At 65.4% G+C, this 13,179-nt stretch carries 12 protein-coding genes; 9 read left to right on the plus strand and 3 right to left on the minus strand.

What is annotated here, in order from left to right; translation table 11 throughout:
• Positions 1-10: 10 nt before the first annotated feature.
• Together lysA and lptM are read right to left on the minus strand one after the other, a co-directional pair.
• Positions 11-1,273 (minus strand): diaminopimelate decarboxylase, encoded by a 1,263-nt coding sequence (gene lysA, locus AC24R4_RS18205; protein WP_153949096.1) that lies wholly within the window; start codon positions 1,271-1,273, stop codon positions 11-13.
• A gap of 14 nt (positions 1,274-1,287) precedes the next feature.
• Positions 1,288-1,539 carry an LPS translocon maturation chaperone LptM gene (gene lptM / locus AC24R4_RS18210; protein WP_254776063.1) on the minus strand — a complete coding sequence of 84 codons (252 nt, stop codon included), beginning with the start codon at positions 1,537-1,539 and terminating at the stop codon, positions 1,288-1,290.
• A 132-nt stretch (positions 1,540-1,671) separates the two neighbouring features.
• On the opposite strand from lptM, the gene cyaY reads away from it, so the two are divergent.
• Entirely contained in the window at positions 1,672-2,007 is a 336-nt protein-coding gene (cyaY, locus tag AC24R4_RS18215; RefSeq protein WP_101680491.1) for an iron donor protein CyaY, read from the plus strand.
• 59 nt (positions 2,008-2,066) lie between these two features.
• Here cyaY and AC24R4_RS18220 read toward each other — a convergent pair whose 3' ends face one another.
• Positions 2,067-4,445 carry a penicillin-binding protein 1A gene (locus AC24R4_RS18220; RefSeq protein WP_400392504.1) on the minus strand — a complete coding sequence of 793 codons (2,379 nt, stop codon included), beginning with the start codon at positions 4,443-4,445 and terminating at the stop codon, positions 2,067-2,069.
• Between the two features lie 464 nt (positions 4,446-4,909).
• Here AC24R4_RS18220 and pilM point away from each other — a divergent pair, with 464 nt between their 5' ends.
• The 8 genes from pilM to AC24R4_RS18260 all read left to right on the plus strand — a co-directional run bounded on the left by pilM (position 4,910) and on the right by AC24R4_RS18260 (position 13,118).
• Positions 4,910-5,980 carry a type IV pilus assembly protein PilM gene (gene pilM / locus AC24R4_RS18225; protein WP_153949099.1) on the plus strand — a complete coding sequence of 357 codons (1,071 nt, stop codon included), beginning with the start codon at positions 4,910-4,912 and terminating at the stop codon, positions 5,978-5,980.
• A gap of 18 nt (positions 5,981-5,998) precedes the next feature.
• Positions 5,999-6,646: a PilN domain-containing protein gene (locus AC24R4_RS18230; RefSeq protein ID WP_400392507.1), complete on the plus strand. Its 648-nt coding sequence runs from the start codon at positions 5,999-6,001 to the stop codon at positions 6,644-6,646.
• A 2-nt stretch (positions 6,647-6,648) separates the two neighbouring features.
• On the plus strand, positions 6,649-7,323 hold the full coding sequence (locus AC24R4_RS18235; RefSeq protein WP_400392510.1) for a type IV pilus inner membrane component PilO: 675 nt from the start codon (positions 6,649-6,651) through the stop codon (positions 7,321-7,323).
• 26 nt (positions 7,324-7,349) lie between these two features.
• Complete coding sequence (locus AC24R4_RS18240; protein ID WP_400392521.1) at positions 7,350-7,859, plus strand: pilus assembly protein PilP; 510 nt, start codon at positions 7,350-7,352, stop codon at positions 7,857-7,859.
• Entirely contained in the window at positions 7,856-9,985 is a 2,130-nt protein-coding gene (locus AC24R4_RS18245) for a type IV pilus secretin PilQ (RefSeq protein ID WP_400392513.1), read from the plus strand. Before AC24R4_RS18240 ends, AC24R4_RS18245 begins: the two co-directional genes overlap by 4 nt.
• Positions 9,986-10,238: 253 nt before the next feature.
• Complete coding sequence (locus AC24R4_RS18250) at positions 10,239-10,799, plus strand: shikimate kinase (RefSeq protein WP_400392524.1); 561 nt, start codon at positions 10,239-10,241, stop codon at positions 10,797-10,799.
• On the plus strand, positions 10,796-11,902 hold the full coding sequence (gene aroB / locus AC24R4_RS18255; protein WP_400392516.1) for a 3-dehydroquinate synthase: 1,107 nt from the start codon (positions 10,796-10,798) through the stop codon (positions 11,900-11,902). The genes AC24R4_RS18250 and aroB overlap by 4 nt, the downstream gene beginning before the upstream one ends.
• Positions 11,903-11,957: 55 nt before the next feature.
• Positions 11,958-13,118, plus strand: a complete 1,161-nt coding sequence (locus tag AC24R4_RS18260; protein WP_092602142.1) for a deoxyguanosinetriphosphate triphosphohydrolase — start codon at positions 11,958-11,960, stop codon at positions 13,116-13,118.
• The last annotated feature ends 61 nt before the right edge of the window (positions 13,119-13,179 follow it).

Raw genomic sequence — 13,179 nt, forward strand, 5'->3', positions numbered from 1 at the left:
GTTGGCGCGGTCAGTCCTTCAGCAGGCGCTCGGTGCGGAACAGGTCCGCCGGCAGTTCGCGCTCGCGCACCAGGTGCACCGTGTCGCCATCGACCATCACTTCGGCCGCGCGGCCGCGCGTGTTGTAATTCGAACTCATCACGAAGCCGTAGGCGCCGGCCGACATCACGGCCAGCAGGTCGCCGGGCTGCACCGCCAGCGCGCGGTCGCGGCCGAGCCAGTCGCCCGATTCGCATACCGGACCCACCACGTCATACGTGACGGCGGTGTCGGCACGCGGCGCCACCGGCTCGATGCGGTGGTAGGCCTCGTACATGGCCGGTCGGGCCAGGTCGTTCATTGCCGCATCGACGATGCAGAAGTTCTTGGCCGCGCCGGGCTTCAGGAATTCCACGCGCGTCAGCAGCGCGCCGGCATTGCCCACCAGCGAGCGGCCCGGCTCGAACAGTACTTCGCGATGGCCATGGCCGCGTGCGGCCACGCGGTCGATCAGCGTCGTGGCAAAGCCGGTGATGTCCGGCGGGGTCTCGTCGTCATAGGTGATGCCCAGGCCGCCCCCTACGTCGATATGTTCGAGCTTGATGCCCTCGGCCTCGAGCGATTCCACCACGTCGAGCACCTTGTCCAGCGCCTCCAGGTACGGCGCCACTTCGGTGATCTGCGATCCGATATGGCAATCGATGCCGGTCACTTCCAGGTGCGGCAGCGCGGCGGCGGCGCGGTAGGTGGACAGCACGTCCTCGAACGCCACGCCGAACTTGTTGCCCTTGAGGCCGGTGGAAATATAGGGGTGGGTCTTCGCGTCGACGTCGGGATTGATGCGCAGCGACACGCGGGCGCGCTTGCCCAGGCGGCCGGCCACCGCGTTCAGGCGATCCAGTTCCGGAATCGATTCCACGTTGAAGCCGCGCACGTCGTGCTCGAGCGCCAGCGCCATGTCGGCTTCGCTCTTGGCCACGCCCGAAAACACCACCTTGCGCGGGTCGCCGCCGGCGGCAATCACGCGCAGCAGCTCGCCGCCCGACACGATGTCGAAGCCGGCGCCCAGCTTTGCGAACACCTGCAGCACGGCCAGGTTGGAGTTGGCCTTGACCGCGTACTGGACGTGCGCGTTGCGTCCCTTGCAGGCGGCGGCATACGCGTTGTACGCCTTGGTCAGCGCCGCGCGCGAATAGACGTAGGCAGGCGTGCCGAATTCGGCGGCAATGCGCGCCAGCGGTACCTGTTCGACGGTCAGGGTGCCGTCTTCGCGGCGATGGAAAAAATCATTCATGGTCTGGCATGCACTCAGCGTGCGGAGGGGGCGGAACTGCCCTTGGCGGGCTCGGCGACGGCGGGCGTCGATGTGGCGGGCTCGCCCATCGGACGCGCCGCGGGCGGGGTTGCGCCTGGCTGGCCCAGGCCCGGATCGGCCACCGTGGGCGGCGTGGGCTCGGGCGGCACGCGGGGCATATAGAGCGGGCCGCGAATGCCGCACCCGGCAAGGGGCATCGCGAGCAGGGCGGCAAAGGCCGATACAATCGCACCACGACGCAGCATCGGGGAGTCCTTCATTGTCTGGATGGCTTTCGGATGGCTGTGGAAAGCGCACGGCTTTCCCGTTTTCCATCAATCTGATTTGCCGGTCCGAATGCCCGTGGAAACGGGCTGCCGGCGGCCTTGGAGTGTAGCATGCCCCCCCTCAACGAGACCGAGTTCCTGGCACTGGCCGGCGCGGCCCTGGACAAGCTGGAAGCCGATATCGAAGCGGCTGCCGATGCCGCCGACGCCGACGTGGAAATCAACCGTACCGGCAACGTGATGGAACTGGAGTTCGAGGACGGCTCCAAGATCATCGTCAACAGCCAGGCGCCGATGCAGGAGCTGTGGGTGGCGGCCAAGGCCGGCGGCTTCCATTTTCGCCACGATGGCGCCCGCTGGGTGGACACGCGCAGCGGCGCCGAGCTGTACGCGGCGCTGTCCGGCTACATGAGCCTGCAGGCCGGCACCACGCTGACGCTGAAGTAAGCCCGCGCGGCACAACGAAAAACCGGCCGCCAGGGCCGGTTTTTTTTGTTGGGAGGCCGTCAGGCGCCGCCGAACATTTCCAGGATCTTCTTCTTTTCCTGCTCGGTATCCTGCGGCGGACGCGAGCTTTCTTCCGGCTTGCCCGGCCACGGATCGCCCAGGCCCACCGACGCCACGCCGGCGCCGGCTGCGTTCTCTTCCAGCGTCCAGTCGCCGGCCGCCATGACCACGCCCTCCGGCGGCTGGCGGTCCGGGCTCTCGGGCACGCCCTTGAGCGCCTTGCCCATGTAGCCGACCCAGATCGGCAGCGCCAGGCCACCGCCCGTTTCGCGCACGCCCAGGCTCTTGGGCTGGTCGTAACCCATCCACGCGATGGCCACCAGCTTGGGCGTGTAGCCTGCAAACCAGGCATCGACGGCGTCGTTGGTGGTACCGGTCTTGCCCGCCAGGTCATTGCGGCCCAGGCGCTGCTTGGCCGGGTTGGCCGTGCCGCTGCGCACCACTTCACGCAGCATGCTGTCGGCGATGAACGCGGTGCGGGCGTCCAGCACACGCACGGCGTCTTCGCCGGCCTTCTGCGGATGGGTCTCGGAAATGACCTTGCCGCGCGAGTCTTCCACACGCTGGATCAGGTACGGATTCACGCGATAGCCGCCGTTGGCGAATACCGAATAGGCGCCGGCCATCTGCAGCGGTGTCACGCTGCCGGCACCGAGCGCCATCGGCAGATAGGCCGGGTGCTTGTCGGCCTCGAAGCCGAAGCGCGTGATGTAGTCCTGGGCGTACTGCGTGCCGATGGCGCGCAGGATGCGCACCGACACCAGGTTCTTCGACTTGGCCAGGGCGCGGCGCATGGTCATCGGACCTTCGAACTTGCCGTCGTAGTTCTTCGGTTCCCAGACCTGCCCGCCGGTGTCCGGGCCGATCGTCAGCGGTGCATCATTGATCACCGTGGCCGGCGAGAACCCCTTTTCCAGCGCCGCCGTGTAGATGAACGGCTTGAAGCTGGAACCGGGCTGGCGCCAGGCCTGCGTCACATGGTTGAACTTGTTGCGGTTGTAGTCGAAGCCGCCCACCATCGAACGGATCGAACCGTCCTCGGGGCTCAGCGAGATAAACGCGGCAGCCACTTCGGGCAGCTGCGTGACCGACCACGTGTTGTCCTTCGGGTCCTGCGTCACGCGAATGATCGCACCCGGACGGATCTTCACCTTCGGCTGGGCACTGGCCGACAGCGACGGCGCGATGAAACGCAGCGCCGTGCCTTCGATGGTGGCCACTTCGCCGGACAGCAGCGTGGCCTTCACCTGCTTGGGCGACACGCTGGTCACCACGGCGGACCGCAGATCGTCGCTGCCCGGATGCTCCACCAGCGCGTCGTCGATGGCCTGCTCGCGGTCGGCCGGATCGGACGGCAGGTCGATGAAGGCCTCGGGGCCGCGGTAGCCGTGCTTGCGCTCGTAGGTCATGATGCCGTTGCGCACGGACTCGTAGGCGGCGTCCTGGTCGGCCTTGTTCAGTGTGGTGTAGACGGTCAGGCCGCGCGTGTAGGTCTCTTCGCGGTACTGCGCGTACATCAGCTGGCGCACGATTTCGGCCACGTACTCGGCGTGCGTCGAGAATTCGTTGCCTTCGCTGCGCACCTTCAGTTCCTCGCGCACGGCCTGCTCATACTGCTCGGGCGTGATGTAGCGCAGGTCGCGCATGCGCTGCAGGATGTACTCCTGGCGTACCTTGGCGCGGCGCGGATTCACCACCGGGTTGTAGGCCGACGGCGCCTTCGGCAGCCCGGCCAGCATCGCCGCCTCTGCCGGGGTGACGTCCTTGATCGACTTGCCGAAGTACACGCGCGCGGCGCTGGCAAAGCCGTAGGCGCGCTGACCCAGGTAGATCTGGTTCATGTACAGCTCGAGGATCTGGTCCTTGGTCAGGTTCGCCTCGATCTTGTACGCCAGCAGCATCTCGTAGATCTTGCGCGTGTAGGTTTTCTCGCTCGACAGGAAGAAGTTGCGCGCCACCTGCATCGTGATGGTCGATGCACCCTGCGACAGGCCGCCGCGCAGGTTGGCCAGCCCGGCACGCATCACGCCGACGAAGTCCACGCCGCCGTGCTCGTAGAAGCGGTCGTCCTCGATGGCCAGCACGGCCTTCTTCATGACGTCGGGGATTTCGGTGATCGGCACGAAGTTACGGCGCTCTTCGCCAAACTCGCCAATCAGCACGTTGTCGGCCGTATAGATGCGCAACGGGATCTTCGGCCGGTAGTCGGTGATGGTGTCCAGCGACGGCAGGTTGGGGGCGGCCACGACCAGCGCATAGCCCACCAGCAGCGCCACGGCGACGACGCCGGCAGCAAGCAGCCCGAATACCCAGAACGCGATGCGCGCCCACAACGGACGGCGGACGGGAAGGGACGGCTTCTGTTGTGCTGTGGCCATAAGGGTTTACCTAACAAGAGTGCCCGGATTATATCGTCGGTACCAGGCCGCTCCCGCGGGCCAGTGGCGCGAAAGTCGCTACCGTGCTGTTACAAGATGTAATGCCGTTGAGATCAGTCTGTCACGGGCTGCAGGACGCAGGCGTGGCGCGGGCTGGCGGGCAATGCCTCAGGGCGGGGTGCGCGTGGCGGTGGCGAGGGCGAGCTGGCGTGCCGGGATCCTGTCAGGCCGATGCCACCCGACGGCGGGGTTGCAGACCGTCGGATTTTGGCAACGGATTTCCGGGGACCTTCCGAAAAAGAAAGCGTGGTCAAACCGGCACATTGCCAGCGCCTCCGGATTTTGTAAGAATCGACGAACATAAAAGAGCAAACGTTTCATCCAAGAAACTGGCTCGCACCATTAGAGCGGACATGCCGTGGGCGAGTTCAAATGTCAGGGGGTCAACCTTGCGACGGGGCATCTTGTCGGGTCTTCTGCGCCAGACTACGGTCGGCGTGGATATTGGTTCGTCCAGCGTCAAGGTCGTTGAGCTGTCCGTTGGGATGGGCAAAAACGACTATCGGCTGGAGAAATGCGCCAGCGAACTGCTGGACCGCAACGCCGTTGCCGATGGCAACGTGGTCAACATCGAAGCCGTCGGGATTGCGCTCAAGCGCGCGCTCGGCAAGGCCGGCATCCGCACCCGGGACGTGGTCCTGGGCGTGCCGTCCATGCTGACGGAATCCCAGACGGTCAGTCTGCCGGACAACCTGTCCGAAGACGAACTCTATTCGCAGGTCGAATCCGAGGCGCACCGCCTCTATCCGCCGTCGCAGGCGGTGAATTTCGACTTCGCGGTGATTGGTCCCAGCGAAACGGAAGGCGGCATTGGCGTACGCGTCACGGCTGCCAACAGTGATCGTGTCCAGGAGCGCGTGACGGCTGCCGAACTGGCAGGCCTGAAGCCGCAGGTGATGGACGTGGAAGAGTACGCCGTGCAGCGATCGGTCGTGCAGATGCTCGGCGTTCCCGCCGGCCTGAACGAAACCGATGCCAAGGACCTGCCCGTGGTGGCCGTGGTCCATCTGGGCGGCAGCCGTTCCAAGGCCATCTTCTACCAGGGCTGGAAGGAACTCTACGAGCAGCCGCTGAACAGCTACGGCGACCAGCTGACGCAAAGCGCCGCACGCATGTTCACGCTCGATGCGCTCAAGGCCGAAATCAAGAAGCGCAAGAACACGCTGCCCGAAGCGTGGCGAGGGCAACTGCTCAAGCCGTCGCTGGAGGCGCTGGCCATGGAGGTGCAGGGCGCCATCGGCAACTTCATCGCCAGCTCCAGCCTCGGCCGCGTCGACGAGATCCTGCTCTCCGGCGGGCACGCCTCGCTGCTGGGTGTCCAGGCGGCGATCCAGCAACAGACACAGATCACGACCACGCTGGCCAATCCCTTCGCAAACATGACGACCGCCGGCAAGGTCAACGAGCGCTATCTCCAGCGCGACCTGCCTGCCTACATCGTCAGTGCGGGACTGGCGCTGCGCGGCCTCCAATAAGTCACCGGGGGGACTCGCATGTCCACGACGACGAATACCGTTCCGTCGGTCAACCTGCTGCCGTATCACGAAGCGCGCAAGGCAGCCCGGCGCAAGAAGGTCTACAGCATGCTGGGCGGTGCGGCGGGCGCGGGCGCGCTCGTGGTGCTGATCGGCGGCTTCTACATCGATTCCAAGATCGATGAGATGACCCATCTCAATCAGACGCTGACGACCGAGAACGCCCGCATGGACGGGCAGATCAGGGAGGTCACGACGCTCAAGAAGGACATCGAGGCGCTGCTGGATCGCCAGCGCGCCATCGAAAGCCTGCAGGCCGAGCGCAACATGCCCGTGCAGTTGCTTGAGGAACTGGTGCGCCAGGTGCCCGAGGGCGTGTACTTGACCACGCTCAAGCAGTCGGGGGACACATTCGTCATCACCGGCGTGGCGCAGTCCAACGAACGCGTGTCGGAACTGCTGCGCAACTTCAGCCAGGTGCAATGGCTGGACCACGCCGAGCTGGTGGAGTCGAAGGCCATCATGATGACCAACAACCTGCGCGAACAGCGCCGGCTGTTCGATTTCTCGATGCGTTTCGCCTATCGCGCGCCGGAGCCACCGGCTGACAAGAAGCGGGCCGGCGCATCGGCTGCCGCGGCCAAGCCGGCGGGAGGCCAGGTCTGATCATGGCGCTGAATTCCAATATCTCCCTGCAGGACCTGACCACGCAGTTCCGTGGCCTGAACCTGAACGAGCCCGAAACCTGGCCGGCCGCCCCCCGCGTGCTGTTCTCGATCCTGGCGGCCGTGATCGTGCTGGTGCTGGGCTGGCAGTTCTACTGGAGCGACAAGAGCGACGAACTCGACCGCAAGCACGCCGAGCACGAACAGCTGAAGCAGCAGTTCAAGTCGAAGGTGGCGCAGGTGGCCAATCTGGACGCACTGCGCACGCAGAAGGCCGAAGTCGAAAAACGCGTGGCGCTGGCCGAGCGGCAATTGCCGAACAGCACGGAAATGGACGCGCTGCTGGCCGACGTCAACCACGCCGGTGTGGCGCGGGGTCTCCAGTTCGAACTGTTCAAGCCGCAGCCGGCGGCCATCAAGCCGTACTTTGCCGAAATTCCGGTCAACCTGAAGGTCACCGGCCGCTACCACGACGTCGCGCTGTTCAACGCCGACGTGGCGGCGCTGTCGCGGATCGTCTCCATGCGTAACCTGAACATGTCGGTCGCCAAGGACGGCACGCTGTCGATGGAAGGGGTGGCGATGGCCTATCGCGCACTGGATCCGGACGAGCAGGCCGCGCAGCGCAAGGCTGCCGCCGACGCCGCCGCGAAGAACAAGAAGGGAGGCGCCAAGTGAGCCGCCTGACCCGACCCCAGCCTGCCATGCTGCAGGCGCTGGCCGCCGCCGCGCTGGCCGTGGCGGCCCTGGCCGGCTGCGGCCAGAGCGACGACGATGGCCTGCACCAATGGATGGCGCAGACACGCGCCGCCAAGGCCCCGCCGCCGGAACCATTGCCCGAGGTCAAGTCGTACACGCCACGCGAGTACGGCGGGCGCGCATCGCCGGAACCGTTTGCGCAGACGAAGATCGGCGAACTGAACAAGACGATGTCTGAGTCGCCGGAGGCCGGACGGCGACACGAGCCGCTTGAAGACTATCCGCTGGAGAACTTCAAGATGCTCGGCATGCTGAAGAAAAACGGCGAGACCTACGGTGTCGTACGCGTAGATAACAAGATCCATCACGTCAAGGTGGGTCAGTATCTCGGCCAGAGCTATGGCCGGGTGGTCCGCATCAGCGATCAAGAGATCGTGTTGCGCGAATTGGTTCGGGAAGGGGTCTCAGATTGGAAAGAGAAAATGACCAGCCTGAAGCTGGAGGCATCCGCATGATCACGGCACGTTGGGTCCGGGCGCTTGCGGGCGCTTCAGCGATGGCGTTGGTGCTGGCCTCTCCGGCCGCACTGGCACAACACAACCAGCTCAGGCAGGTGGAAGCCAACGTGGTTGGCGAGCAGACCGTTTTCACGGTCGACCTGCAGGGTCCGCTTGCGCAGAAGCCGGTGGACTTCTCCACGCAGAATCCGGCAAAGATCGCGATCGATTTCTTCGATACGGGATTCGCGCAGGGCCGCGCGCAGTATGAATACGCCGGCAAGCTGCTTAAGAGCGCCAACGTGATGCAGATCGGGGACCGCACCCGCGTGGTGCTGAACCTGGCCCGCAATGCCACGTATCGCACGGAAATGCGCGGCAAGCAGTTCGTGGTGCTGATGGACAACGTGACGCAGTCGGCGGCCGCGGCCGCGCCGACGTTCGCGCCGGCGGCGCCCGCGATGCAGCCCGTGGCGGCCAACCGCACGCTGATCCGCAATATCGACTTCCGGCGTGGCAGCGACGGTTCGGGCCGCGTGGTGGTGGACCTGTCGTCGCGCGATTCGGGCGTCAATATCCAGCAGCAGGGCCAGAACCTGGTGGTCGACTTCATTGGCACCGGGCTGCCGAACGACCTGCGCCGCCGCTTCGACGTGACCGACTTCGGCACGCCGGTGCAGGCCATGCGCGCCAGCGACGCCAACGGCGCCGCACGGCTGACGATCGAGCCGCGCGGCAACTGGGAATACAGCTCGTACCAGACGGACAACCAGTTCGTGGTCGAGGTGCGCCAGGTCAAGGAAGACCCGAACAAGCTGATCTCCGGCCAGGGCTACCGGGGCGAGCGCCTGTCGCTGAACTTCCAGAACATCGACATCCGTTCGCTGCTGCAGGTCTTTGCCGACTTCACGAACCTGAACATCATCACCAGCGACACCGTGCAGGGCAACCTGACGCTGCGCCTGAAGGATGTGCCGTGGGATCAGGCGCTGCAGATCGTGCTCGATTCCAAGGGGCTGGCTTCGCGCCGCAACGGCAACGTGCTGTGGGTGGCGCCCAAGGCCGAACTGGCCACGAAGGAAAAGCTCGAGCTCGAAGCGCAGCAGCAGATCAACGAGCTTGAGCCGATCCGCAGCCAGGTGTTCCAGCTGAACTACCAGCGTGCCGACGACGTGCGCCGCATGCTGCTGGGCCTGGCGGTCACCGGTGGTGCCGGTGGTGGATCGGCGGTCCCGGCGGCTGGCGGCGGGGCGGGTGCTGCGGGCGTCACGCGCATGCTGTCCAAGCGCGGCTCCCTGACGGCGGACCCGCGTACCAACCAGCTGTTCGTGTCCGACATCGGTTCGAAGCTCGAGGAAGTGCAGGGATTCCTCCAGAAGATCGATATTCCGGTGCGCCAGGTGATCATCGAGGCACGTATCGTCGAGGCGAGCGACACCTTCAGCCGTAACCTCGGCGTGAAGCTGGGCTTTGCGTTGCCGAAGGCGGGCAGTTCGCTGAGCACCAACTACGGCAATTCGCTGCCGGGGCAGCCGAACGACCTGTCGCCGGCGCTGAGCCTGCCGGCAGCGGCCATCAACGGCACGAATCCGGCCACCGCGGCATTCAGCATCTTCAATGCCGCAGCAGGCCGGTTCCTGGATGTGGAGCTGTCCGCGCTGGAAGCCGATGGCAAGGGCAAGATCATCTCCAGCCCGCGAGTCGTGACCGCCAACAACATCAAGGCGCTGATCGAGCAGGGTACCGAACTGCCGTACCAGTCCGCCACGTCGAGCGGCGCCACGTCGGTCCAGTTCCGCAAGGCGAACCTGAAACTGGAGGTCACGCCGCAGATCACGCCGGAAGGCAACGTGCTGCTGGACGTCGACGTCAACAAGGACAGCGTGGGTATCCAGACCGTCAGCGGCTTCGCCATCGACACCAAGCACGTGCAGACGCAGGTGCTGGTGGAGAACGGCGGCACCGTGGTGATCGGCGGCATCTACAGCCAGGATGAGTCGAATACCGTCAACAAGGTGCCCTGGCTGGGCGATATCCCGGTGCTGGGCAACCTGTTCAAGAACAACGCCAAGGTCAATAACCGGACGGAACTGCTGGTGTTCCTGACGCCGCGTATCCTGAACGACAGCGTATCGTTGAAATAACACCGTTCGGGTGCAGCAGGGCGCCCGGATGCAGTAGACTGGCAGGCCGCGTCGGTATGCGACGCGGCCTTTTTCCTTTTCGCGGCATCGTTGGCGGAACCGACGGCCAGCCGGAACCGGACCGCAATGATGCACAATGGCGTATGCATCACGCCAGCGAGGTGGGCCGGGCGGCGTGCCAGATGCCCCGAGCCTTTTCGCGCAAGACAGTCCAGTGACAGCCAATCGCCCGAATCTTTTCTTTGTTGGCCTGATGGGCGCCGGCAAGACCACCGTCGGCCGCTCGGTGGCCCGACGCCTCGACTACCCGTTCTTCGACTCCGACCACGAGCTCGAAGCGCGTTGCGGCGTGAAGATTCCGGTGATTTTCGAGCACGAGGGCGAGACCGGGTTTCGGGACCGCGAAGCGCAGATGATTGCCGAGCTGACCAGCCGCACCGGCATCGTGCTGGCCACGGGCGGCGGCGCCGTGCTGCGCGAAGCCAACCGGGCGGCCCTGAAGGCCAACGGCACCGTGGTCTACCTGCGCGCGAGTCCACATGACCTGTGGCTGCGTACGCGCCATGACCGCAACCGTCCGCTGCTCCAGACCGAAGACCCCAAAGGCCGGCTGGAGGCGCTCTACGCCCAGCGCGACCCGCTCTACCGCGAAGTGGCGGATTTCATTATCGAAACCGGCAAGCCGACCGTGGCGCAGCTTGCTAATATGGTTCTCATGCAACTCGAAATGGCCGGCTTCACGTTTCCGTCCGTGGAAGCGGTGCCCGACACCGATCCGGTGGCCGGGCAGCCGGCGCAGGACACCCATTCATGATCACGCTGGAAGTCGATCTCGGGGCGCGTAGCTACCCCATTCATATCGGCGGCGGCCTGCTGGACCGCGCCGACCTGCTGCAGCCGCACGTGCGCGGCCAGCATGCCGTCATCGTCACCAACGAGACCGTCGGCCCGCTGTATGCGGCCCGCGTCGAAGCGGTGCTGGCCGGCCTGGGCAAGACCGTCCGGACGGTAGTGCTGCCGGACGGCGAACGCTTCAAGCAGTGGGAAACGCTGAACCTGATTTTCGATGCACTGCTGCAGGCGGGCGCCGACCGCAAGACCACGCTGATCGCGCTGGGCGGCGGCGTGGTGGGCGACATGACCGGCTTTGCCGCCGCCTGCTACATGCGCGGGGTGCCGTTCGTCCAGATGCCGACCACGCTGCTGTCACAGGTGGATTCGTCGGTCGGCGGCAAGACCGGCATCAACCATCCGCTCGGCAAGAACATGATCGGGGCGTTCCACCAGCCCAATGCGGTGATTGCCGATATCGACACGCTGAAGACGCTGCCGCCGCGCGAGCTGGCCGCCGGCCTGGCCGAGGTGATCAAGCACGGCGCGATTGCCGATGCGGATTACTTTGCCTGGATCGAGGACAACATCGCCGCGCTCAATGCCTGCGACACTGGCATGATGGCCGAGGCGGTGCGGCGCTCGTGCGAGATCAAGGCCGGCGTGGTGGCCCAGGACGAGCGCGAAGGCGGCCTGCGGGTGATTCTGAATTTCGGCCACACGTTCGGCCATGCCATCGAAGCCGGCATGGGCTATGGCGAGTGGCTCCACGGCGAGGCGGTGGGCTGCGGCATGGTGATGGCGGCCGATCTGTCGCATCGGCTGGGATTCATCGACGTCGAGACCCGCGCGCGCATCCGTACGCTGACGCAGGCGGCGATGCTGCCCGTGGTGGCGCCGGACCTGGGCATCGACCGCTATATCGAACTGATGAAGGTGGACAAGAAGGCCGAGGCCGGCAGCATCAAGTTCATTCTGCTGCGCAAGCTTGGCGAGGCGTTCATTACCACCGTACCGGCCCCGGATCTGCGTGACACGCTGCGCCACGCCGTCCTGAAACCTCCCGCAGAGGCACCGGTCGCGTAAGCGCCAGGTTATGCCTTGCAACCCTGAACCAGCAACGGAATAACGGATTGCCCGCATGACCACCGCTCCAGCGACTGACCTCGAAGCCCATCTCGCCCCTTATGCCGCGCGCTCCGCCAAGACGCGCGGCCGGGTGCATGCCGAACCGGCCTCGTCCTCGCGCAGTGAATTCCAGCGCGACCGCGACCGCGTGATCCACAGCACGGCCTTCCGGCGGCTCGAATACAAGACGCAGGTCTTCGTCAACCACGAGGGCGACCTGTTCCGCACGCGGCTGACGCACAGCCTGGAGGTGGCGCAGATCGCCCGCTCCATCGCGCGCAACCTGCGGCTCAACGAGGATCTGGTCGAGGCGATCTCGCTGGCCCACGACCTGGGCCACACGCCGTTTGGCCACGCCGGACAGGACGCGCTGAACGGCTGCATGAAGAACCATGGCGGATTCGAGCACAACCTGCAGAGCCTGCTGGTGGTCGACGAGCTGGAGGAACGCTATGGCGGCTTCAACGGGCTTAACCTGACGTTCGAGACGCGCGAAGGCATTCTCAAGCATTGCTCGCGCGTCAATGCGGCGGCGCTGGGCGAGCTGGGGCGGCGTTTCCTGGAGGGCGCGCAGCCGTCGCTCGAAGCTCAGCTGGCCAATCTGGCCGACGAGATTGCCTACAACAACCACGATATCGACGACGGCCTGCGCTCCGGCCTGCTGACGCTGGAGCAGCTGGACGAAGTGCCGATGTGGGGCCGCCATCGCGCGGAGGTGGCAGCGGCGTTCCCCGGCATCAACGGGCGCCGGGCGATCAACGAGACGGTCCGGCGCATGATCAATACGCTGATCGTCGATCTGATCGAGACCACCGGCCGCAATATCGCCGCCGCCAATCCGAAGTCGATTGCCGACGTGCGCGCTGCCGGGCCGCTGGTCTCGTTCAGCCCGAAGATCCACGAGGAAGCCGCGGCGCTCAAGCGTTTCCTGTTCCGCCACCTGTACCGGCATTACCTGGTCATGCGCATGTCGGCCAAGGCGCAGCGCATCATCACCGACCTGTTCGGCGCCTTCATGCAGGATTCGCGTCTGCTGCCGCCCCAGTACCAGGCTGGCCACGGCGCCGACCAGCCGCGCCTGATCGCCCACTACATCGCCGGCATGACGGATCGCTATGCCATCCGCGAGCACCGGCGCATCTTCGCGGTCAGCGAGAGCAACTCGATCGGCTGAGCTGAAGGTAGTCCGCCAAAAACGGGGACAGATCAGGTTATCATGCGGGCATCTTTTATCC

The organism is Cupriavidus sp. CER-90 (genome assembly GCF_057652055.1).